20 protein-coding genes and 1 other RNA gene are annotated in these 22,293 nt (G+C 48.9%); 2 read left to right on the plus strand and 19 right to left on the minus strand.

All coding sequences use genetic code 11. The features are described 5' to 3' along the window. Positions 1-42 precede the first annotated feature (42 nt). From typA to BFJ94_RS10730, 3 genes are all read right to left on the minus strand, one after another. A complete protein-coding gene (typA, locus tag BFJ94_RS10720; protein ID WP_120462665.1) occupies positions 43-1,884 on the minus strand; it encodes a translational GTPase TypA in 1,842 nt (613 codons plus the stop codon). A gap of 206 nt (positions 1,885-2,090) precedes the next feature. Continuing rightward, positions 2,091-2,585 carry a hypothetical protein gene (locus BFJ94_RS10725; RefSeq protein ID WP_120462666.1) on the minus strand — a complete coding sequence of 165 codons (495 nt, stop codon included), beginning with the start codon at positions 2,583-2,585 and terminating at the stop codon, positions 2,091-2,093. Positions 2,586-2,724: 139 nt separating this feature from the next. Beyond that, positions 2,725-3,384 carry a TerC family protein gene (locus tag BFJ94_RS10730; protein ID WP_120462667.1) on the minus strand — a complete coding sequence of 220 codons (660 nt, stop codon included), beginning with the start codon at positions 3,382-3,384 and terminating at the stop codon, positions 2,725-2,727. A gap of 127 nt (positions 3,385-3,511) precedes the next feature. Here BFJ94_RS10730 and BFJ94_RS10735 point away from each other — a divergent pair, with 127 nt between their 5' ends. Next, entirely contained in the window at positions 3,512-4,210 is a 699-nt protein-coding gene (locus BFJ94_RS10735; RefSeq protein ID WP_120462668.1) for a TerC family protein, read from the plus strand. Between the two features lie 86 nt (positions 4,211-4,296). Here the strand turns inward: BFJ94_RS10735 and thiI are convergent, their stop codons facing one another. From thiI to BFJ94_RS10760, 5 genes are all read right to left on the minus strand, one after another. Further along, complete coding sequence (gene thiI, locus BFJ94_RS10740; RefSeq protein WP_120465189.1) at positions 4,297-5,532, minus strand: tRNA uracil 4-sulfurtransferase ThiI; 1,236 nt, start codon at positions 5,530-5,532, stop codon at positions 4,297-4,299. A gap of 6 nt (positions 5,533-5,538) precedes the next feature. Continuing rightward, on the minus strand, positions 5,539-6,687 hold the full coding sequence (locus BFJ94_RS10745; RefSeq protein WP_120462669.1) for a cysteine desulfurase family protein: 1,149 nt from the start codon (positions 6,685-6,687) through the stop codon (positions 5,539-5,541). Between the two features lie 194 nt (positions 6,688-6,881). After that, positions 6,882-7,640, minus strand: coding sequence for a lytic transglycosylase domain-containing protein (locus BFJ94_RS10750; RefSeq protein WP_120462670.1), 759 nt, complete (start codon positions 7,638-7,640; stop codon positions 6,882-6,884). Between the two features lie 174 nt (positions 7,641-7,814). Further along, positions 7,815-8,276 (minus strand): hypothetical protein, encoded by a 462-nt coding sequence (locus BFJ94_RS25830; RefSeq protein ID WP_229716772.1) that lies wholly within the window; start codon positions 8,274-8,276, stop codon positions 7,815-7,817. Positions 8,277-8,309: 33 nt separating this feature from the next. Next, complete coding sequence (locus BFJ94_RS10760; protein ID WP_120462671.1) at positions 8,310-8,537, minus strand: DUF1540 domain-containing protein; 228 nt, start codon at positions 8,535-8,537, stop codon at positions 8,310-8,312. A 192-nt stretch (positions 8,538-8,729) separates the two neighbouring features. Between BFJ94_RS10760 and BFJ94_RS10765 the strand changes: the two genes are divergently transcribed. Further along, on the plus strand, positions 8,730-10,640 hold the full coding sequence (locus tag BFJ94_RS10765) for a S8 family peptidase (RefSeq protein WP_120462672.1): 1,911 nt from the start codon (positions 8,730-8,732) through the stop codon (positions 10,638-10,640). Between the two features lie 122 nt (positions 10,641-10,762). Here BFJ94_RS10765 and rnpB read toward each other — a convergent pair. The 11 genes from rnpB to BFJ94_RS10815 form a co-directional block, all read right to left on the minus strand. Then, positions 10,763-11,166, minus strand: an RNA gene (gene rnpB, locus BFJ94_RS10770) — RNase P RNA component class A. 100 nt (positions 11,167-11,266) lie between these two features. Beyond that, positions 11,267-12,382 carry a Nif3-like dinuclear metal center hexameric protein gene (locus BFJ94_RS10775; RefSeq protein WP_120462673.1) on the minus strand — a complete coding sequence of 372 codons (1,116 nt, stop codon included), beginning with the start codon at positions 12,380-12,382 and terminating at the stop codon, positions 11,267-11,269. Further along, the gene (locus BFJ94_RS10780; RefSeq protein WP_120462674.1) at positions 12,358-13,116 is read right to left on the minus strand and encodes a tRNA (adenine(22)-N(1))-methyltransferase; all 759 of its coding nucleotides are present in this window, start codon (positions 13,114-13,116) and stop codon (positions 12,358-12,360) included. Before BFJ94_RS10780 ends, BFJ94_RS10775 begins: the two co-directional genes overlap by 25 nt. 256 nt (positions 13,117-13,372) lie before the next feature. Beyond that, positions 13,373-14,500: an RNA polymerase sigma factor RpoD gene (gene rpoD / locus BFJ94_RS10785; RefSeq protein ID WP_120462675.1), complete on the minus strand. Its 1,128-nt coding sequence runs from the start codon at positions 14,498-14,500 to the stop codon at positions 13,373-13,375. 43 nt (positions 14,501-14,543) lie between these two features. Next, positions 14,544-16,364: a DNA primase gene (dnaG, locus tag BFJ94_RS10790; protein WP_120462676.1), complete on the minus strand. Its 1,821-nt coding sequence runs from the start codon at positions 16,362-16,364 to the stop codon at positions 14,544-14,546. A gap of 151 nt (positions 16,365-16,515) precedes the next feature. Beyond that, entirely contained in the window at positions 16,516-16,968 is a 453-nt protein-coding gene (locus tag BFJ94_RS10795; protein ID WP_120462677.1) for a YaiI/YqxD family protein, read from the minus strand. 21 nt (positions 16,969-16,989) lie between these two features. Continuing rightward, positions 16,990-19,068, minus strand: coding sequence for a glycine--tRNA ligase subunit beta (gene glyS, locus BFJ94_RS10800; protein ID WP_120462678.1), 2,079 nt, complete (start codon positions 19,066-19,068; stop codon positions 16,990-16,992). Further along, entirely contained in the window at positions 19,061-19,948 is an 888-nt protein-coding gene (gene glyQ, locus BFJ94_RS10805) for a glycine--tRNA ligase subunit alpha (protein WP_120462679.1), read from the minus strand. Before glyQ ends, glyS begins: the two co-directional genes overlap by 8 nt. A 201-nt stretch (positions 19,949-20,149) precedes the next feature. Further along, positions 20,150-20,317: a hypothetical protein gene (locus tag BFJ94_RS25385; protein ID WP_162944238.1), complete on the minus strand. Its 168-nt coding sequence runs from the start codon at positions 20,315-20,317 to the stop codon at positions 20,150-20,152. Between the two features lie 60 nt (positions 20,318-20,377). Continuing rightward, on the minus strand, positions 20,378-21,127 hold the full coding sequence (gene recO / locus BFJ94_RS10810) for a DNA repair protein RecO (RefSeq protein WP_120462680.1): 750 nt from the start codon (positions 21,125-21,127) through the stop codon (positions 20,378-20,380). Positions 21,128-21,174: 47 nt separating this feature from the next. Next, a complete protein-coding gene (locus BFJ94_RS10815; protein WP_120462681.1) occupies positions 21,175-21,321 on the minus strand; it encodes a YqzL family protein in 147 nt (48 codons plus the stop codon). Between the last annotated feature and the right edge of the window lie 972 nt (positions 21,322-22,293).

A 22,293-nucleotide genomic window follows, 5' to 3' on the forward strand; every position in this document is an offset into this window, starting at 1 on the left:
CCAGCTTCCTCCTTCGCTCACATCATAATGAATATATTACCATTATAGATTAGCTTCGGACATTTTGCGATGTTTTTCAGCCCGCTCCCGTTCGCCCTTGTTCAAGATCTTCTTGCGCAGACGAATCGACTTCGGTGTAACTTCGCAATATTCATCATCATTTAAATATTCCAGCGCTTGCTCCAAGGAGAATATACGCGGCGTCTTCATCTTCACTGTCTCATCTTTCGTCGCGGAGCGCACGTTGGTCAATTGTTTCTCTCTGCAAATATTAACTACGATATCATTGTCACGGTTATGTTCGCCGACGATCATACCTTCGTAAATCTCTGCACCCGGTTCAACGAACAAGATACCGCGATCCTCGATGCCGAGAATACCGTATAATGTCGATACGCCATTCTCACTCGACACCAGTACGCCCTCATGACGCCCACCGACATTGCCGCCAGCGAACGGACCATAGCTGTCAAAGGCATGGTTCATTACGCCATAGCCGCGGGTTAAGGTCATGAAATTCGTCGTATAACCGATCAAGCCGCGGGCAGGAATCAGGAATTCAAGACGAACCTGTCCATTACCGCTGTTCGTCATATTCACCATTTCAGCTTTACGGGAGCCCAGGCTCTCCATAACAGCGCCCATGCTCTCCTCAGGTACATCGATCATGAGACGTTCAATCGGCTCCATTCTGACACCGTCGATCACCTTCACGATAACCTCTGGTTTCGATACTTGCAGCTCATAGCCTTCTCTACGCATATTCTCGATCAGGATACCGAGATGAAGCTCGCCCCGGCCAGAGACGATGAAGGCATCCGGGCTATCCGTCTCATCGACGCGAAGCGACACGTCCGTCTCCAATTCCTTGAACAGACGCTCGCGCAGCTTACGGGAAGTCACCCATTTCCCTTCGCGTCCAGCGAATGGACTGTTATTAACCAGGAAAGTCATCTGTAAGGTAGGCTCGTCGATCTTGAGCACCGGAAGTGCCTCAGGATGGTTAGCATCCGCAATCGTCTCACCGATATTGATATCCTTAATACCAGAAATCGCCACGATATCCCCAGCGCCTGCTTCTTCGATTTCTACACGGCGCAGCCCTTGGAAGCCGAATAATTTCTCAATCCGGGCCATCTTCTTGCTGCCGTCTCGCAGCATAACAGCTACAGATTGACCTTCGCGGATAACTCCGCGGTTCACACGGCCGATCGCAATACGTCCCAAATATTCGTTATAGTCCATCAGCGTTACAAGAAACTGCAAAGGTTCATCAACTTTTTCCGTTGGGGCAGGGATATGATCGATAATCGTCTCATAAAGGGCGAGCATATTGTCATCCTGCTTCTCTGGATCAAGACTCGATGTCCCATTCAAAGCAGATGCGTATACAACGGGGAATTCCAACTGCTCATCACTTGCTTCCAGTTCGATGAACAAATCCAACACTTCATCGATTACTTCAGCCGGACGAGCTGCCGGGCGGTCAATTTTGTTGACGACGACAATCGGGGTCAAATCATGTTCCAGTGCTTTGCGCAACACGAACTTCGTCTGTGGCATACAACCTTCATAAGCATCGACGACGAGCAGAACACCATCGACCATCTTCATGATCCGTTCAACTTCACCGCCGAAGTCAGCATGCCCTGGAGTATCGACGATATTGATCAAATATTCTTTATACGTGATTGCCGTATTTTTAGCCAAAATCGTAATTCCGCGTTCCCGTTCCAAATCATTGGAGTCCATCGCGCGTTCCTGAACAGCCTCATGCTCTCTGAAAATGCCGGACTGCTGCAGCAGCTTATCGACGAGCGTTGTTTTACCATGGTCTACGTGAGCAATAATCGCAATGTTGCGAATGTGATCTCTTTCATGCATGTTGTTTTTCCATATCCTTTCGTTTTCTATATCTGATTAAATTGCCCGGACATGTTCATCTAATTCATCACAACGTATAGGCAATCTATTCCCTGGCACCAAGTGAAAATAGAACCACAAAACAAGCGTCGGGCAAATTAGACCGACGCTTGACCATCCCTTATATTATACGCGAAAATCTCAAAAAATCAATAACCCACCTTAATTTACCAACCGCGCCGGGTTTTCCCCCGTGTCACGATCAAGACGATGCCTGCAATGATCAATACGATCGCCAGCAAGTAGAGCACCGACCAAGTGAATAGGGTCCAGCCAAGCAATGCCACGGATAGAATGCCGATGACCAAGGCCCCCGCAAATACCCCCTGTTGTCGCTTAGGTGAGCAGAAGTCATACTCGAACAGTCCAACTGCGATGCCAAGCAGGAATGCTGGCCAAATATATTTCAAAGTCTGCCAGCCGCCAAAATTGCCGATGAAGAAAATAAGGCTGTAAACGACCAGAATTCCACCGGGAACGAGCAGCTCTACAGGTCCCTTTCTCCAGAAATACCACATATGTAGCAGGATGCCCGGTATCAGGAGAAGTAAAGGCCAGAGCGCTCTACCCAGGAAACTGAATACGCCGAGCTTCCCAAGCAGGATAATGATTCCGGCAGACAGAATCAAAATTCCAGTCGTCAACTTGTTGTTAGCGGACATGTAATCACACACCTTCCAAATGACAATGAGGGACATGCCGCAGCAAAGTACGACATCCTCTTTCTACAAGTTTATATGAATTCGGCATAAAAAACCACTCTCTGATACTTTCAAGAGAGCGGTCTGGGATTTTACCAGATTAATTGCGACGTGCTTTATATTTGGACACCCAACCGAACATAATGACCAACGCTGCCAGCAATATGGGCAATAAATCGATCAGGTTTGGAAGCAGCCCACTCAATATAACGCCAAATTTAGGATCATGGATCAGCATTCCTCCAGCGGTATACCCTAATATACCAGCCCCCAGATACACAAGAATCGGTAGCCTCTGAAGCAGCACCGTAATAATATTACTGCCCCAGACCACAATAGGAATACTGATGGCAATCCCAATCATCAGTACAGCCAGATCTCCGTCAGCTAACGCAGCAATGGCCAGCACATTATCAAGACTCATCACAAAATCGGCGATCAGGATCGTCTGAATCGCTTTCCATATTGTGGAGGCCTTCTCTGACCGAGTCGATTCTTCATGGGGCATTAGCAGTTTAAAGGCGATTCCAGCCAGCATGAGGCCGCCAATGGCATGAATAAATGGAATTTTTAATAGAACCAAGGCGATCCAGGTCATAATACAACGCAGGACCACTGCTCCTCCCGCCCCCCACCAGATGGCCTGTCTGCGCTGTTGTCCGGGTAAATCCTTACTGGCCATGGCTATAACGACTGCATTATCGCCGCTAAGGACCAAGTTAATAATCAGTATTTCCGATAGTAAAATAATCTGTTCCACGGCTCACCCCTCCCTTACAACTTGTATGAGAAAAAGAGCCAAGCTATGCCTGTTTCAAAAATCGCTGGACAAATGAATCTTTTATATGAATTAATACGTATATACATCTTTAGAGGAAGTGACAATAGTGGAATGGTTAAGTGCATCATTTTTTCTCTCACTGATCAACATCGTATTTATCGATTTAATCCTTGCCGGAGATAATGCGATTGTCATCGGTATGGCGGCTAGAAGGCTGCCTCATAACGTACAGAAGAAAGCGATTATCTACGGGACCGGCGGTGCTCTGATTCTGCGTATTGTTGCAACGCTACTGGTCGTGTGGCTGCTTAGGATTCCTTGGCTGCTAGCTATCGGCGGCGTGCTGCTGCTCTTCATCGCCTATAAAGTGCTGGCCGATGAGGGCTCCCATGATTCCATCGAAGCGAAGGATTCATTATGGGCGGCCGTACGGACGATCATAGTTGCCGATGCAGCGATGGGACTCGATAACGTTATCGCCGTGGCTGGTGCCGCTGGACAACATATGATTCTCGTTGTCATCGGCCTTCTGATCAGCGTCCCAATCGTTGTCTGGGGAAGCACGCTCTTCATCAAGCTGATGGATCATTTTCCCTGGATCGTATACCTTGGAGCAGGGGTTCTAGCTTATACAGCGGCCAAAATGATTACGGAAGAGCCACATTTTCTGCCTTTCTTTGAGGACAAGCCCTTCTTACGTTATCTGCTAATTGCAATTGCGATCATCGTCATCCTTTATGCAGGCTATCGCAAGAAATCGGCAGCAGCGAAAAACCACAAACAGAAACCTAGAGAACAAATGTAATACCAACGAAGCAAAAAAACGGAATCCCTCTTTCGCCTTTAGCGAAAGAAGATTCCGTTTTTTGATCTTCATTGAGAAAATTCAGCCTAGAACCACTGCTCCTGAACAACCTCCGGCTCATCCTTCGGCTTCTTGCGGATGATTTCATCCGGCTTCACGATCACCGTCTCTGTACCCTGAACAGCCGCATCAATCATATTCTCCAGCTCGGTCAAGCCGTTCTCAATATTCTCAACAATCCGTAAATTTGGATTCGTCGATGGAGATTTCGGAACGAACAAGGTACAGCAATCCTCGTAAGGCAGAATCGATAAATCATAAGTCCCAATCTTCTTGGCTAGAGTGATGATATCCTCCTTGTCAGTCATAACGAGCGGACGTAGTAGCGGCAGATCGGTAACCTTGCCTATTACATTCATGCTGGCCAACGTCTGACTGGCTACCTGACCGAGACTATCCCCGGTAACGAGGGCAAGCGCACCATTCTTCTCAGCGAGCTTGGTCGCAATGCGAAGCATAGACCGTCTCATCAATGTAATGATCAGATTATCCTGTCCGCTCTTCGCCAGAGCGGTCTGTATATCCGTGAACGGGACAAGATGCACCTTGATTCTTCCGGTGAAGCCTGATAGCACCTGAGCCAGGTCAAGCACTTTTTCCTCGGCTTTCTTGCTCGTAAATGGATAGCTGTGGAAATGCACGCATTCAATTTCCAAGCCACGGCGCATCGCGGAATAGCCTGCTACCGGACTGTCGATCCCACCGGATAATAGCAGCATCGCCTTTCCGTTCGTTCCCCGCGGGAAGCCCCCGGCCGCCGGAATCACTTCACAGAACAGATAGGTCACATGTTCACGAATCTCCACTCTCAGCTCAATATCCGGATGATGCACGTCCACCTTCAATTGAGGACAAGCGCTAAGTACCGGACTGCCCACCAGGTGATTCATTTCATGAGAAGAATGGGGAAAGCCCTTGAAGACCCGGCGAGCATGGACCTTGAATGTAGTATGCTCCTCTTGAGGAAGCTTCTTGACGAAATCCACCGCAGCCGCAACGATCTCTTCCAGGTTGGAAGGCACGACCTTGACCGGGCTGATCGAGGTCAGTCCAAAAATATTTTTGAGCGATGCGATCACTTGATCTGCAGGCTGCCCATTTAATTTCACATAGATTCTTCCATATTCATGAATCGCTTCAGCCTTCGGAAAGAAACGAAGCAGCGATCTAACATGCGCTAATGCTGCCTTTTCAAATTTCGCACGGTTCTTGCCCTTGACTGTAATTTCTCCAAAACGGAGCAACAGCATTTCATAATCCAAATTCATTTAGCCTCTCCCTTTCAAATCTTCCATACGCGCAACTGCTTTACGCAGCGCTGCCAGAAACTGTTCTATATCCTGCTCGGTATGCTCCTCACCCAAGCTGATCCGAATCCCTGTAGATGCTTCCTCCATGCTTCTGCCCATCGCCAGCAGTACCCGGCTCGGCTCGCTCTTCTTAGAGGAACAAGCCGACTTGGTTGACACGAGGAAGCCTTCCTCCTCAAGCATATGCAGCATAGCTTCCGCCTTCATTCCCGGGTAAGAGAAATGAATGATATGCGGCGCCCCCTGAGGGGTTGAATTCAGCATTAGCTTTGGTAAGTCTGATATTCCGCGGATCAGAGCGGCTTGCAAGCGCCGCAAACGCTCAGCCAGCTCTCTTTGTCCCTCGTTCGCCAGACGCAGCGCTTTGGCCATCCCTACGATATAAGGGATATTCTCGGTGCCCGATCTTCTGGCTGCCTCCTGCCCCCCGCCAGCCAGCAAAGGCAGCAGCTTGATGCCCTCACGGATATAGAGCAGACCGATCCCTTTCGGGCCTCTAAGCTTATGCGCTGATAAGCTATATAGATCAATCCCGGAGTCCTGCAGCGACAGGCTCACCTTCCCGAAGCCTTGTACGCCGTCAACATGAAACAGTACGCGGGGATGCTCCTGCTTGAGTCGTCGCCCAATTTCCTCGACAGGCTCTATACTCCCGACTTCATTATTAACATGCATGACGGAGACGAGCACCGTATCGCTTCGGACAGCAGCACATACCTGCTCAGGGGTCACCTGACCTCGCTCATCGACTGGCAGATAAGTAACCTCCCAACCCAAACTCTCGAGCTGCTTGCAACATTCATACACAGAAGGATGCTCGATTTCAGTAGTGATCAGATGCTTGCCCCGGTTCATGAATTGCAGGGCCGCTCCTTTAATCGCCGCATTATTACTCTCCGTAGCCCCTGATGTGAATACGATCTCGGCAGGCCTCACCTGGAGAGCTCCCGCGCAAACCTCCCGCGCCTTTTTAAGCAATTGTTCACTCTGCTCGCCCAGAATATGCAAGGAGGACGGATTGCCATAATGCAGGCTCATTATATCTGCGATCGTGCGAGCTACCTCGGGATGAGGAGGGGTAGTCGCGGCATAGTCCATATATTTCATGATTCCACCTGATTTCATTTCATTCTTTAAACCTTATTATCATAATACAATCCGAAAAAAAGACCAAAAGAAAAAACGCAGATTACCGGGAGACCGGTGCGTTTTCCCATTTGATCTTAATATATATTAGCTTTGTTGCCAAGCGGTCTTAGTACAGCCTTAGTCATGCGGGTTATGCTGATTCAGCTCCAAGACTAGACTTCTGCCACCTCATATTTACTGCGCGCGTTCATGACCTTGAATACATAATTCTGCGTCTCACGCGGCAATAATTGCAGCTTCTCCATCAATTGCTGATCATTCTGGATTCCTGCTCTCTGCACACGGCCTGGGCCGGCATTATAAGCAGCTAGAGCCGTTCTCTCGTTCCCCCCGAAGCGCTTGATCAGATTGGCAAGATAGCGTGTCCCCCCATCGATATTCTGAGCAGGGTCGAAGGAATCCGTAACGCCAAGACCACGGGCCGTTCCATCCATTAATTGCATTAAGCCCTTGGCTCCTGCTGAGGATACGACCTGCAGATTGAAGGAGGATTCCGTCTCAATTACCGCCTGAATCAAGCTGGCGGATACGCCATATTTCTGTGAAGCATCGGTAATCAGCTGCTGAATATCCGCGGCGATCTCTCGACGCGGCGTCGCAGCCGTCTTCGCAGAAGCCAGGGCAGCCGTAGCTTCAACAGCACCTGTATCATAATAATCTGCGCTATCGGAGCCCTGCCAGTTCATGCTGTTCAAATAATCATTTAACTGAACCTTAATATTAGAAATCTGGTCTTCGTAGTTATCCGAAGTTAAACTCCCCTCGGCCATCATCATTTCCTGCAGCAAAATATCAAACAAAGAACCATCTATGTCACTGGAAGCAGCCGCTGCTCCATTTCCTTGCAAATCAATATTATTCTTCACCTGGAGCGAAATCAGCTGTTCCATTGTACGCGAATCAATTTGCATGTCCGTCAAGCTCCTCTACTTGTACCAAAGATATATGTATATTTTACACTCCACCGCCCCTCATGACCACCTCTTTTTGGCAAATTCATGCATAATAGGACAAAAGGCCGACGTCACCATGACGTCAGCCTGAAAGAGGTTGTTTAGAAGTCCGCTTATTGAACTGGCAACAAATCAGCGGCTAAATGGGATTAAGAAGAAATAACTCAACGTTGCTACGATACCTAGACCAATCGCCCAAGCCCCCGATGTTTTGCTGCCTTGACTATACGCATAGAAGCCTAGTACAGCGGCAAGCGGTCCAAGAACGATACTCCACAGGAAGAGAGAGGCAATACCCAGGCCAACCCCTACATAGCCTATAGTACGGCCAACGCTATTATCCGCCGTGTCAGCGTCAGAGCGCTCCACATCCGTAGTCCCTTCCGGGCGATCATTGCGGTGATCAGTGGTATCCCAACTATTCCTGCCTACTGGAGTCGTTGGAGATATTTCCGAGGCGTATTCTTCCCGATTCAAATTATTATTGTTGCTATTCGTACTTGTGGAATTCTCGCTTTGATCTTGACGAGGGAAATCCGTACGCCTTCTCCCTCCGTAGAAATTATGCTGGTCATTATTAAATCGATCATTCATTCTTAACAGCACCTCCTATAGTGTGTGAGCTTCTTAAGATGACTTTGGCTTGAAGGTATGACAGCAAGTAGCGGATGAAGTCGCAGCTGTCGCCTGATTCTCTGAATCGAAGGACTCGCCGGCGAATTCCGCCCGATACTCCCGATTCGCATTATGATCCACATCGATCATGATCGCATCGGCCTGACAAATATTTTTCTCTCCCCAAAAAGCACAATTGGCTACGCTACATTTTACGATGGGTTTATTCCCGTTTGTCATAATTAATCACCTCGGAATCAGTGTTCCCTCTCCGGTGCTCGTTATGCCTTCAAAACAGCTGTTAAACCAAGACAAAAGCTGGAGCAGATGGCAGACTATTGCTGGTCTATAGTCGATGATCATGGAATAAAAAAACAGCCTCGATAGCAACCTAATTCATATCCGCAAACTGCTGGACAAGGAGGCAATGAGATGAAATGGTTCAAATGGGCCATAGTCGGGATAGCTTGCATAGCAGCCGCTGCTATCATCCGCCTGTATCCCTTTAACGAGAAAGCACCGCAGCAGGCCGCAGAACAGGCTAGACCTGTGCCCGGAAAGCAAGAAGAGCAACGCCTGAAGCAAATGATGCTACATCGGGATATGACCGCGACCGAGCGTTTAATTCGAATGGATACGAAAGGGCATCTTCGCTCTCTGGCTGAAGCTTCCCACAAGATTCCGGTGGACAAACAGACAGCCAAAGCCACGGAACTGCAAAAGGGTCACCGCCAATTTAAATCGATCATTTGGTATAATGATGCAAATGGTGGGACAAGAGAGGTAAGGGCTGCTCATTATAAACCGGATGCTGAGGAACAGCGGCAGATTGCGAGCTACATCAGCTTTGCTAAGAAGTCGTTGCACAAGGGGAAGGCTTATGAATCCCCTGCTTTTCCGCAGAAAGATCCAAAATTCTATATTACCGCAGAGCCAGCCAAAGAGGGCCGGAATGGTGTCATCGCGATCATGGACCTAGGGATTCTGGGGAAGGTCAAGGAGCATCAGCACAAGAATCTGCGGCTGATCCCCTATCCTAAGGAAGGCAAATACAAGATTGAATCGGTGGAGACGGACACGCTGCGGGATATGACAGTCAAGACAGGCCATGATAACGAAAAAGCAAGTCATTATTATGAGAATGAGATCGTGGTCACATTTAAGCGAGGTTTAACGACAACCGACCGTAAGAAAATAATGAACGACCTGCATTGCAGGCCGCCTCAGAAGATTGTCAACACCTATATTTTCCGTTCCGATACGATGAGCATGAATGAGCTTAAGGCTTATTTCCTGAAAAATTGGAAGCCAGACTATGTAGAGCCGCATTATCTCTATATGACGAATGAGACGGGCATTGATATGGGCCTGGATACGGGGCTGGATACGAGCCTGGATGATACTCCGCTGATCCCGAATGATATGCTGTTCTCAGAATATCAATGGAATCTGCCCATTATCGAGACGACTCGCGGCTGGAAGCTGGCAAAGGGAAATAATGATGTGATCGTCGCTGTCGTAGACACAGGCGTTGATCTGCAGCATCCCGATTTAAAGGGACGATTGCTCAAAGGCTATAATGTTCAATCTCCTGATGATGATCCAACCGATGATGTTGGGCATGGCACCCATGTTGCCGGAATCATCGCTGCGAACGTGAATAATAACGAAGGCATCGCAGGAATGACTTGGAATGGTAAAATACTTCCGGTTAAAGCGCTGGACCAAACGGGGGCCGGCACCACCTATTCTGTCGCACAAGGCATCATCTGGGCGACCGATAACGGCGCCAAAGTCATCAATATGAGTCTTGGCAATTATGCCGATGCCCAGTTTCTGCACGAAGCGATCAAGTACGCTTATGATCGCGACGTCGTCCTCGTCGCCGCGACGGGAAATGACAATACGGAACGCCCAGGCTACCCAGCAGCCTATCCTGAGGTTCTGTCCGTATCCGCTACCGACTATAATCTGAGGAAGGCTTCCTTCTCGAATTACGGCGACTACGTGGATGTGATGGCTCCGGGCGAGAGTATCGCCAGCACCTATCCTGACAATCAATATGCGGCCCTGTCAGGAACGTCTATGGCCTGTCCGCATGTCACCGCCCTGGCTGCCTTGATCCGTTCGATCAATCCGGACCTGAAGAATACGGAAGTGATAGATATTATCCGTAATAACGTGATTGATCTTGGCGATGCAGGGCATGACAAATACTACGGCTACGGACAAATCGATGTCTACGCCGCCCTTGAGGCCGCCGGAGGCGGAGATGCATCCCTGCAATTCTGGCCGCAGGCAATTGAGCGCAAGCTGGACAGAGCGATCGAAAGGTTGAAATAGCGCATTAAAAAAGACGGCTGAGTCAGCCGTCTTTTGATGCTTTGAATATGTATCTCGAGGCGATCACCGCAGCACGGTGCACGGTATGCCTCTGAACAAATAAACAAAGGTGTTGCTAGTGTGGTGAAAGTCTGACATAAGCCGGGTTCTGTACTCGTAGCGGTATAACGGGAACTACCCTCCCGCTGTAAGTGACAATCATCTATCTAGACCGCATATTACTATGCAGTTCCAGCGACCAACCTAGACGCGCCTCGGGCAAAGGCTGCTTCCGAAGAAGCTGCGTCCCATTAGGTCTTGCTCCAGATGGGGTTTACCAGGAACGAAGTCACCAGCGTTCCTCGGGGTCTCTTACACCTCGGTTCCATCCTTGCCTGTGCACGCCTTGCGGCGGCCATCGGCGGTCCGTTTCTGTGGCACTATCCTTCGACTCGCGCCGACTGGACGTTATCCAGCATCCTGCCCTATGGAGCCCGGACTTTCCTCTCGCGGTATCGAAACCGCCAGCGATTGTCTGTCAAACTTTCAAAATGCAACACTAGTTAGTATACAAGGTTAATCCATTTAACTCAAGTCCAATTAGAGGAAGTTCAGAAAGTCCTCATGTGAAGATTAGTCATTCAAGGTTACATGAACATAAATGGTTCGGTATTGATCTGGGAAATATGCACCTTGGTTTCATATTTATGTTCATCCAGCTTGCCCGTCAGCCACTCAGCCACTTTGGTCTTCATGATCTTCTCGGCATTATGTCCTGGATCTACAATAGTTATCCCCGCCATCAGCGCATCCTGTGCGGTATGATAATCCACATCTCCCGTCACAAGCACATCTGCTCCATGGAATAGTGCATGCTTCCAGTAACGGCCGCCTGAGCCGCCCAGCACGGCAGCCTTCTTGATCGGCCGATTCAGATCGCCGACGACGCGAACGGCTGGCACGTCCAGCTTGTCTTTGACACGCTCCACGAACTCTTTTAATAGGATCGGCTCTGCAAGTTTACCAACACGTCCTAGCCCCAAGGTACGGCCCTTCAGATCCATCGGATACAGATCATAAGCGACTTCCTCATAAGGATGATTCTTCAGCATCGCCTGAATAACCTGACTGCGGATACTGGCTGGCACGATCGTCTCGATGCGGATTTCCTTCACTCTCTCCAGCTTGCCCTGAGAGCCGATATAAGGATCTGTGCCTTCCCCTGGCTTGAATGTGCCATAGCCTTCAATATTGAAGCTGCAATGGCTGTAATTGCCTATAGCTCCAGCCCCGGCATTCAGCATCGCATCCAGTACGCGCTGGTGCTGCTCCTTAGGAACGAATACGACGAGTTTATACAGATGATCTGTATGAAGATCCTCCAAAGAGGCGCTAGGCTCGAATCCAAGCGCTTCAGCCATCCAATCATTCATGCCGCCTTCTGTAATATCGAGGTTCGTGTGCGCGATATAGACGGCGATATCATGCTTGATTAGCTTCTCATAGACTTTTCCCATCGGAGTATCAATCTGTATGGACGGAAGCGGTCTAAAAATAATCGCATGATGGGCAATAATCAAATTCGCCCCCTGCTTGATCGCCTCATCGACGACTTCTTCATTCACGTCAAGCGCTACAAGAATACCTGTGATTTCCTTGTTCAAGCTACCCAGCTGCAAACCGATCTTATCGCCTTCTACAGCCATATGCTTGGGAGCCAGCTGCTCCATATACTGAATTACGGTCTGTCCTTTTGCAAGCATGCCCATACCTCCTTAAGCTGTTCTATTTCCTGTCTGAGCTCGCTCTTCCGCTCACGGGAAGAGGCCTGGCTAGACAATCCTACCTGACGATGAATTTTCTCCAGCTTCGCGATTTCTCCCTGCCATTTCTTCAGCAATACTTCCGAAGGCTGGGCGATCAGTCTTGGTCCGATCTTCAGTAGCAATGCCTTGGAAGCTACAACACCTTCGCCTAAATTACGCTCCTGATACAATTCTTCGTTTAGTACAGCACTTTCCGGATCGGCTGTAGCCGTCAAGATCTCATAGATCTTACCGTCTTCTTCTAAAATTTGTTCCTCGATCAAATACCAGCCATGCTCGATCAGCCAGCTGCGTACAAATTCTTCTCCGACATTAGGCTGCAGCACTAGACGCTTCACTCCAACCAGTTTGTCTTGTCCACTTGTCAGAATGGATACGATTAAGGCCCCGCCCATACCGGCGATCGTAATCGTGTCGACCTCGCCCGCAGTAATCACCGCCAGGCCATCCCCCTTACGGACGGAAATGCGGCTCTGCTCTCCGGATTCGGCCACCTGCCTGCGAGCAGCTTCATACGGCCCCTCATTCACTTCACCAGCCACGGCGAATGAGGCCTTCCCCTGCTTCACAGCATAGACCGGTAATAACGCATGGTCTGAGCCGATATCTGCTAGCCTGCACCCCGGCGGTAGCTGATCCGCAATGAGCTGCAATCTTGCTGAAAGTTTCATTTAGTCAATCACACCACCCAATTCTTTAGCTGCTATAACTCCATTTATAAGAAAACAATTTACAATGCTTACAGCAATTTGCATTAGCCCAGAAAAAAAGTTAAAATAAAGACCAATAACAATGAAAAACAAGGAAGGGCTTCCAGAATAGAGGAAGATAACACGATCCTTGATGTAGTGTCTGGAGCCAATACAGCTGACAGCAGCGGATGAAAAAATAGACCTTGCTGCCTGGCTGCAGAAGGTCTATTCGATGCTATTCCAGGAAATCCTTGAGCCGTTTGCTGCGGCTAGGGTGACGAAGCTTACGGAGCGCCTTCGCTTCAATCTGGCGAATTCTCTCCCGTGTAACGCCGAACACCTTGCCGACTTCCTCCAGTGTTCTGGTCCGACCATCGTCCAGGCCAAAACGAAGACGAAGCACGTTCTCTTCCCGCTCGGTGAGCGTATCAAGGACATCCTCCAGCTGTTCCTTAAGGAGCTCGTAAGCAGCAGCGTCCGCAGGCGCCAGCGCTTCCTGATCTTCGATAAAATCGCCTAAGTGAGAATCATCTTCCTCACCGATCGGCGTTTCCAGGGATACAGGCTCCTGAGCGATCTTCATGATCTCCCGGACCTTCTCAACGCTCAGATCCATCTCAGCTGCGATTTCCTCGGGAGCAGGCTCACGTCCAAGCTCCTGCAGCAGCTGGCGGGATACCCTGATTAATTTATTAATGGTCTCAACCATATGCACAGGAATCCGGATGGTTCTGGCTTGGTCGGCGATAGCGCGCGTAATAGCCTGACGGATCCACCAGGTTGCATAGGTACTGAATTTAAAGCCTTTTTTGTGGTCAAATTTCTCAACCGCTTTGATCAGGCCCATATTACCTTCCTGAATCAAATCGAGGAACAGCATACCACGACCGACATATCGCTTGGCGATGCTGACGACGAGACGAAGATTCGCTTCAGCAAGACGGCGCTTGGCTTCTTCATCGCCGTTCTCGATACGTTTCGCGAGCTCCATTTCATCCTCTGCCGTCAATAGGGGAACACGGCCGATCTCCTTCAAATACATCCGTACCGGGTCATTAATCTTGATCCCCGGCGGCAGCGATAAATCATCATCGTAATTGAAGTCATCCTTATTTTCATGCTCTTCATCATCACTATGATTCGTCAGTTCTGCGTCACTATCTCCGTTCACATCAATTCCGAGATCCCCTAAATGTTCAAAAAATTCATCCATCTGTTCAGGGTCCTGCTCAAACGGAGAAAGCTTCTCCATGATTTCTTTGTAGGTCAGAGAAGATTTCTTCTTCCCTTGTTCAATCAAGCGTTCTTTGACTTGATCTAATGTTAAATCCGTTTCTAGTTCAGTATGTTGATCATTCGCCATATCGGGCTCCCTCCTCCCTAGAAACATCCAAAGTCCAAACCTCTTACTGTCTCTCTAGGGCAATAATCTCACTTGCAATTTGTGCCGCGCGTATAAAGTCACCGGCTCGTTCAGACGAGACCATCTCTTCTTTTTTGCGCTTGATTTGTTCCATTAACGGATACCGCCGGATTTCCCGGATACAATCGTCCAGTTCCTGAAAGCTCCATTCTCGTGGAATGTCCATCATGGCGATCGCCACCACGGTCTTCTCCAGACGATCATCCTGTAGCGAGGATACGAACCGACTCGTATCGGGTTCTTTCCCCTGCGCATAGTAGGCGTATAGATAAGCAGCAATCGCCGCATGATCATCGATGTTAAAATCATCTCCAAGATGCTCGTTCACATAACGGGCAACCTCTTCATCCTGAAGCATATAGAAGAGCAATCTTCGCTCTGCGACCTGATAGGCAGGCAACAAGATCGGCATGGATGCTTGCCCCGTTTTATGCCTACCATTATTCCACCTTTTGGCCTTATTATCCCCGGTGACAGCCTTTTTTTGCATGGTCTGCCGCAATTCATTGCATTCCTGCTTCAAGCTGTCAAATGATACCTGGAGATCCGTAGATAAATCCTGCAGATAGATCTCCCGCTCTGTCGGAGAAGACAAAGGAGCTATAATTTCCAGAGCATCTTTGATATAAGCGATCTTTCCGTCTTCCTCTAGCAGTATATGGTTTTTTTTCAGATATATAAGCTTAAATTTGACGGAAGTAACAGCTCCATCCAACACCTGAGACCTGAAGCGCTCGGCTCCGTATTTCTGAATAAAATCATCCGGGTCCAGGCCTTCGCTTAACAGGGCAATTTTCGTATTGAAGCCGACTCCCTCTAGAATCGGTATGCTCTTAAGGGCTGCAGCTTGTCCCGCATTATCACCGTCATAACAGACGATGACCTCATCAGCCAGACTTCTCATTATATTCGCATGGCTCTCGGTTAACGCCGTTCCCATCCCGGCAACTCCGTTATGAACTCCTGCATCCCAAGCGCTGATCACATCACCATATCCTTCGAAGAGAACGAATTGCCTGGTCTTGCGAATCTCCGTCTTGGCCTGATGCAGATTGTACAGCGTACGGCTCTTGCTGAACAACCGGCTCTCCGGTGAATTCAAATATTTCGGCTGCCCGTCGCCCATAATCCGTCCGGCAAAAGCGATCACTTTCCCGGTCCGATTATGAAGCGGGAATATAACCCGGTCGCGGAAACGATCTACAAATCCTGTGCCATCCTGCTTGGAGGAAATCAATCCGCCCTTCTCCATCACAGACAGATCAAAGGAGCGTTTGTCCAAAAACTGGACGAGTGTGTCCCAACGTGCAGGTGCATAACCAATTTGAAAGGTATCGATCGCTTTATCATTAAACCCCCTCGACCTTAAATATTCCAATGCCGGTTTGCCATGCTCTGTATTCTTCAATAAATAATGATATAGCTTGGAAGTCCACTCATGAGCCTGCAGCAGCTGCTCAAGTTCCTGATCCCGCGGTGATACGCCCTGTCCCCCCATCCGATCTTCGAATGGAATATGGGCCTCTTCCGCCATCACTCTTACAGCTTCAGGGAAAGTTAATCCTTCGATTTCCATCCTGAATTTGATGGCATTCCCGCCTTTGCCGCAGCCGTAACAATGGAAGATCTGTCGTTCGGGTGTTACCGTGAATGAGGGCGTCTTCTCGGAATGGAATGGACATAGCCCTTTCATATACTTACCCTGCTTTGTCAGATGAACGTGTCTGCCAACCGTGTCGACGATATCATGCTGCCGCAAGACTGCCTCGATGACTTCCTCCGGAATTCCTCTTCCGGTACTCATCTAAACCACCTTCATCTTTTCAAGAGGTAATCCAAAACGTCTGTGCATATAGCTGACCTTCTGAACTCACACCTAAGCTAGAAATGTTTCCCACAGCAGGACACCCACCATAAAAAACAACTTCTATCACGTAAATATAAATTCGCTAAAATTAGTTATTCTCCTGCAAATCTTGCAAAAGTTTTGACAACATATCTTGGAAGTGAGCGCGATCCGTGTCCGTAAAAGGCTTGGGGCCCTTGGCGTAGCGCCCTCCCCGCCGCGCTTTGGCATGATAATGCCTGCGTTCAAGCAAATAATCAATATTCCCCGGGTGAAATAATTCGCCCCGGGGAGACAAGGTTCTACAATGTTTGGCAATCGTCAAGGCAGCAAGTCCGTAATCCTGAGTCACTACGATATCATCCTTGACGATATGGTTGGCAATATACATATCTGCACTCTGGGAGCTGCGGTCCACATGGATAATTTGCACTCCTTGCTCTTCCCTCAGCTCATGATCATAAGAAGACACCATTAGCACCTGTGCATCAAAAGCGTGAGCTGTTTCAACAATCTCCCGTTTTACCGGGCAGGAATCCGCATCCACGACAATTCGAGCCATCTGCCGAAGTCCTTCTGTCATTTAAGCCCAGACCAGCTTGCCAAAATCGGCAAATACCTTAAGATCTTCATCGATAGCGGCCAGCAAAGCCAAGCGATTTGTGCGAATCTCTTCGTCCTCAGCCATAACCATAACCTTATCGAAGAAATTCGTAATCGTTGCTTGCAGTCCACCGATCAGATTCAGTGCTTCTGCTTCGCGTCTTTCCGCCAATTTGCTATGGTACGACTCTGTCACGGATCGCCATGCATCATAGAGCTGCTGCTCGGCAGGGTCGCTCAGCAAGTCGAAGCGAACCTTCATCGCTGAAGCTTTGGCAGCTAGATTGCTTACCCGTCCAAAGGATTCCACCGTCGCTTTGAAATCCGCTTGATTCTGTACCGCATCCATCAGAGCGGAGCCGCGCTGGACAACAGATACAACATCATCATAGCCTGCCGCGATAACCGCATCCACTACATCATAACGCAGACTGTCGGAGAGGGTCTTCTTCACACGCAGACCGAAGAACTCCAGCAGGTCGCGCATAATTTCATCCTCCGTGCGTTTTAAGCCATGGAAATTCTCATGGGTCTCCAGCGATATTTTGAAAATATCGTTCAGGCTGACCGTTAGTTTATGCTCGAGAATGATCTGCACAATCCCTGCCGCCTGACGGCGAAGGCCATAAGGGTCCTGCGATCCCGTCGGAATAATGCCGATCGAGAAGCAGCCGGTAATCGTATCTATTTTGTCCGCAATGCTGACAATTGAACCAACCTCCGAAGCCGGAACCTGATCCCCGGCAAAACGTGGTTGATAATGCTCGAACACCCCTCTGGCTACCGCTTCAGGCTCTCCAGCCTTGCGCGCATAGTCCTCACCCATCACACCTTGCAGCTCAGGGAATTCATTCACCATTTGGGTGACTAGGTCAAATTTACAAATTTCCGCCGTACGGCTGATCATCTCTGCTGCTCCGGATTCTACATCAAGCAGATGAGATAGCTTCTCGGCATTGCGGCGGATACGGCGAACCTTATCGCCAACCGTACCGAGCTCATCATGGAAGACAATGCTCTCCAGCTTGGACAGCGCATCCTTGATCGCCAGCTTCTGATCCTCTTCATAGAAGAACTTGGCATCGGATAGACGTGCGCGCAGCACCTTCTCATTGCCTCGAGAGATGATATCCAGATGCTCGGCATTCCCGTTACGCACCGTGACGAAATAAGGAAGCAAGCCGCCCTGCTCATCCAATACCGGAAAATAGCGCTGATGCTCACGCATGGAAGTAATCAGCACTTCCTTCGGGATATTCAGGAAGGATTCCTCGAATTTACCGAACAGAACGGTCGGTGTCTCGACCAGGAACAATACCTCTTCCAGCAGATCATCCTGAACCGCGATATTCCAGCCTTTCTCAGCAGCCAGCGCAGCGATTTGCTCTTCGATCATTTTCTGGCGTTCATCGACATTAACAATAACATGCTGTGCACGTAGCGCCTCAACATAATCAGCCGGTTTCGAAATCACCGTATCCTGCCCAAGGAAACGATGTCCTCTCGTTACGTTCCCGGATTTAACCCCGGCAATCTCAAGTTCAATAATTTGCTGTCCGAAGAGGGCGACAAGCCAGCGGATCGGACGCACAAATTTGAAATCATGGTTGCCCCAACGCATGTTTTTGGGGAAGTTCATCGCCTGCATAATGCCCAGCAAGCCTTCGGCTACGATCGAAGCAGTCTCAACACCCGTGCGACTCTTGCTGACATAGACATACTCGGTTCCGCCCAGAGCTTTGAAAGTGAACTGATCTGGAGTCGCTCCTTGACTGCGGGCAAATCCCAGCGCTGCTTTACTCCAATCTCCGTTCTCATCCAGGGCGATTTTGCGGGAAGGCCCTTTGACTTCTTCATGAACATCTTCCTGCTTCTCAGCTACATCCTTAACCAGCACAGCCAGACGGCGTGGCGAAGCGTAGCTCTCAACGGCACCATGCTTAATGACGGAATCATCCAGCCATTTGACTATCCGTTCTGTCAACTGCTCCATCGCTCCACGAATAAAGCGGGCTGGCATTTCCTCTAAACCGATCTCGAACAATAAATCCTTAGACATGAGCAGCGCCCCCTTTCTCAAGCATCGGGAATCCCAGCTTCTCGCGTTCCTCTAAATATGTCGCCGCTACTTGACGGGCCAAATTACGAATCCGGGTAATATAGCCAGTACGCTCTGTAACGCTGATGGCGCCTCGGGCATCCAGCAGGTTGAAGGTATGCGAGCATTTCAGCACATAATCATAAGCCGGGAAAACAAGATTCTGCTCCATCGCTTTGTTCGCTTCCTGCTCATACATATTGAACAGGGTGAACAGCATTTTCACATCCGACATTTCAAATGTATATTTAGAATGTTCGAATTCAGCCTGATGGAATACATCGCCATAGCTTGTGCCATCTACCCACTCTAGCTCGAACACATTCTCCTTATCCTGAATGTAGGAAGCAAGACGTTCCATACCATAAGTAATCTCTACCGCCACAGGATTGGCTTCAATGCCGCCGACCTGTTGGAAATAAGTAAATTGGGTAATTTCCATCCCATCCAGCCACACTTCCCAGCCGAGTCCCCAGGCACCTAGCCCTGGATGTTCCCAGTTATCCTCAACGAAGCGAATATCATGCTCCAGCGGATTAATGCCGAGACGCTTCAAGCTTTCCAGGTAGATCTCCTGAATATTGTCAGGGGAAGGCTTGATAATTACTTGAAATTGGTGATGCTGGTACAACCGGTTCGGGTTCTCGCCGTAACGTCCATCGGCCGGGCGACGGGAAGGTTCCACATAAGCCACTCTCCACGGCTCTGGGCCGATCGAGCGCAGGAAGGTCATCGGATTAAGCGTTCCCGCTCCCTTCTCTACATCATACGGCTGAACGATGATGCAATTTTGCTCTGACCAGAACTGTTGCAGGGTCAGAATCATTTGTTGGAAATTCATGGACCACAACTCCTTTGTGTCATTAATAGATAAGCGAATCAAGTCAGATCAACTTAACTTCCAGCGTCCGGAAGAGTACGCAAAAAAGCTCCCTTCCTCCACGCCTGCAACCAGACGTAGGGACGAGAGCAATATTCCCGCGGTTCCACCCTACTTGACCTGCCAAACCTTTAAAGAGATTGTTCAAAAAATCGCTTGTAGTCACGAAGTGAATCTTTGAACATTCACTTGAAAAAGTCCGGCAAATCCGCTTTTCACGAACAGTTCTCCATGCTCCTGGGCCGCCATTTCATGGGCCAATCCGTCCGGGCTTGCACCCTCCCCGGCTCGCTTGTACGGACCTGAAACACCATTACTTGTCCCATTCAACACATGTGTCTCCATTATAGGAGAAATTCTTATAAATTATAATTAATTATAAGAACTTTGTCAAATATTATACTTGTTCAACTGATCCAGCACTTGCAGAGATTTCAGCTTGAGCCCCAATTGGATATCCATAAAAGAACGCATCAAAACTTTTAGTTCCTGCTTCGTTTGATCCTTCACATTGATGTTACCCAACCTTCTTAAGTCCATCCGCTCGAACAAGGTCAGAAGCTTATAGGTCCCCGCTGAAATTTGCTGCGCCCCGGGGTCATGGTGGCGGCATTTACGACATAGCTTGCCACCAAGCCGCGGGCTCATATATGTAGAATCATCTTCAGCTCCACAGTTCACACAGGCGCAGAAGGAAGGGCCGTATCCGGCTGCCTGGAGCACCTTGATTTCATAGAGATGCAGGACGATTTGCGGATCTTTACCTGAAGACAACGCATCGAGACAAGCCTTCAACTGAGTGAACCAGAAGCTCCCGACCTCCTCATCCTGCAAGGTACGATCCAGCAATTCACAGGCATAGGAAGCATAGGCGGCCAGGAATAAATCCTCACGCAAAGAAAAGTGAGATTCGATGATCTCACCTTGATTCAGCGTTCCCAGTCCGCTATTTTGGCGGAAGAACACATATTCACCATAAGTAAAAGGCTGCACCATGGCGGCCAGGCGACTCTTGACCTTCTTGGCTCCGCGCGCCATAACACCGACTTTTCCGGAATTTTCGGTGCACAGCGTGACGATTTTATTTCCTTCGCCATAATCCATACTGCGGATGACGATTCCTTCCACCCTATATAACATGCCTCTTCCCCCAACTTTACCGGCGCTAGATAAAAACTAATCCGCCTTCATTCAGCTGCCGCTTCTTCCTCCTCATAACCCAGCTCCATGATCGGACCTGCTTCCTCCCCAATGTTTCCACCAGCTGCTTTATACAATAAATAAGCATCGACATCTCCAGTCATTGCAAAATACTTCCACGAAAAATCTCGCATTCGTATTCATCCTCTCTTCGGAAATGACGTCTGCATCTACAAAGATAGGATGTGCTAGATGATCTGATCTATGCGTTGCAATTCCTCCCAGCTTAGAGGTAGTTCAAAAAGTTCGCTTTTGATTACGATGTTTTCACTGTAAGCCTACTCGACGTCGAATCTTGGATTCACCCGGGTTCTCCGATGCTCACGTACAAACCACGTACGCTCCGCTTCTCCGACCCTAAGCTTCATCCAACCTTCTCGGTACTGAAAACCAACCTTCTTGAACTTCCATTTTAGAGCGGTAGCTCAAAAAGTTCGCTTTTGATTACGATGTTCTTACTGTATGCCCATTCGACGTCGAATCTTGGATTCACCCGGGTTCTCCGATGCTCACGTACAAACCACGTACGCTCCGCTTCTCCGACCCTAAGCTTCATCCAACCTTCTCGGTACTGAAAACCAGGCCAACAGCTTGGCGAAATTTCGCGTAACGTACAGCCTTCGAGCAACAAAAGATGCAAAAATGCAGGCTTTTCAGCTCAGAAGCCGTTGTTTTGAGGAAATTCCTGCAAATATGCAGGCTTTTTAATGCTTTTCTTCGAAAACAGGCCGTTGTGAAGAAAATACCTGTATTTTAACAGGAATTTGCCCCTTTATCGCAAAATACGAGTGAAATTCCTGCAAATATGCAGGCTTTTGCTGACCGAGTAAGACCGAGTACCGACCATGTTACCGAACCGAGTACCAGAGACCGATAGAACCAACTTTACAGCAACATCACATCCTACAAGCCAGCCGCCCCCAGCGAAAAACGCCAACGAACTAATAAACTAACCATGACGCTACAGCCAGTGAAACGGAATTAACTCTAACGAAACGGGGTATCGCTATTCGCATCAAAAAGCGCCCTAGAAAAATGTAGCGAAACTGGGTAACGTTATCTCCCCGAAATAGCTGCTTAAAGACTCATTCTGGCTCAAATAGCGA

This window comes from Paenibacillus aceti, assembly GCF_003614185.1.
GTDB lineage: Bacteria > Bacillota > Bacilli > Paenibacillales > Paenibacillaceae > Fontibacillus > Fontibacillus aceti.

Excerpts from the sequence above, each read along its gene's own strand:
- typA (WP_120462665.1), bottom strand. The coding sequence starts at position 1,884 with ATGCATGAAAGAGATCACATTCGCAACATTGCGATTATTGCTCACGTA.
- BFJ94_RS10725 (WP_120462666.1), bottom strand. The coding sequence starts at position 2,585 with ATGTCCGCTAACAACAAGTTGACGACTGGAATTTTGATTCTGTCTGCC.
- BFJ94_RS10745 (WP_120462669.1), bottom strand. The coding sequence starts at position 6,687 with ATGAAATATATGGACTATGCCGCGACTACCCCTCCTCATCCCGAGGTA.
- BFJ94_RS10750 (WP_120462670.1), bottom strand. The coding sequence starts at position 7,640 with ATGCAAATTGATTCGCGTACAATGGAACAGCTGATTTCGCTCCAGGTG.
- BFJ94_RS25830 (WP_229716772.1), bottom strand. The coding sequence starts at position 8,276 with ATGAATGATCGATTTAATAATGACCAGCATAATTTCTACGGAGGGAGA.
- BFJ94_RS10760 (WP_120462671.1), bottom strand. The coding sequence starts at position 8,537 with ATGACAAACGGGAATAAACCCATCGTAAAATGTAGCGTAGCCAATTGT.
- BFJ94_RS10765 (WP_120462672.1), top strand. The coding sequence starts at position 8,730 with ATGAAATGGTTCAAATGGGCCATAGTCGGGATAGCTTGCATAGCAGCC.
- BFJ94_RS10775 (WP_120462673.1), bottom strand. The coding sequence starts at position 12,382 with ATGCTTGCAAAAGGACAGACCGTAATTCAGTATATGGAGCAGCTGGCT.
- BFJ94_RS10780 (WP_120462674.1), bottom strand. The coding sequence starts at position 13,116 with ATGAAACTTTCAGCAAGATTGCAGCTCATTGCGGATCAGCTACCGCCG.
- rpoD (WP_120462675.1), bottom strand. The coding sequence starts at position 14,500 with ATGGCGAATGATCAACATACTGAACTAGAAACGGATTTAACATTAGAT.
- dnaG (WP_120462676.1), bottom strand. The coding sequence starts at position 16,364 with ATGAGTACCGGAAGAGGAATTCCGGAGGAAGTCATCGAGGCAGTCTTG.
- BFJ94_RS10795 (WP_120462677.1), bottom strand. The coding sequence starts at position 16,968 with ATGGCTCGAATTGTCGTGGATGCGGATTCCTGCCCGGTAAAACGGGAG.
- glyS (WP_120462678.1), bottom strand. The coding sequence starts at position 19,068 with ATGTCTAAGGATTTATTGTTCGAGATCGGTTTAGAGGAAATGCCAGCC.
- glyQ (WP_120462679.1), bottom strand. The coding sequence starts at position 19,948 with ATGAATTTCCAACAAATGATTCTGACCCTGCAACAGTTCTGGTCAGAG.
- recO (WP_120462680.1), bottom strand. The coding sequence starts at position 21,127 with ATGTTATATAGGGTGGAAGGAATCGTCATCCGCAGTATGGATTATGGC.
- BFJ94_RS10815 (WP_120462681.1), bottom strand. The coding sequence starts at position 21,321 with ATGCGAGATTTTTCGTGGAAGTATTTTGCAATGACTGGAGATGTCGAT.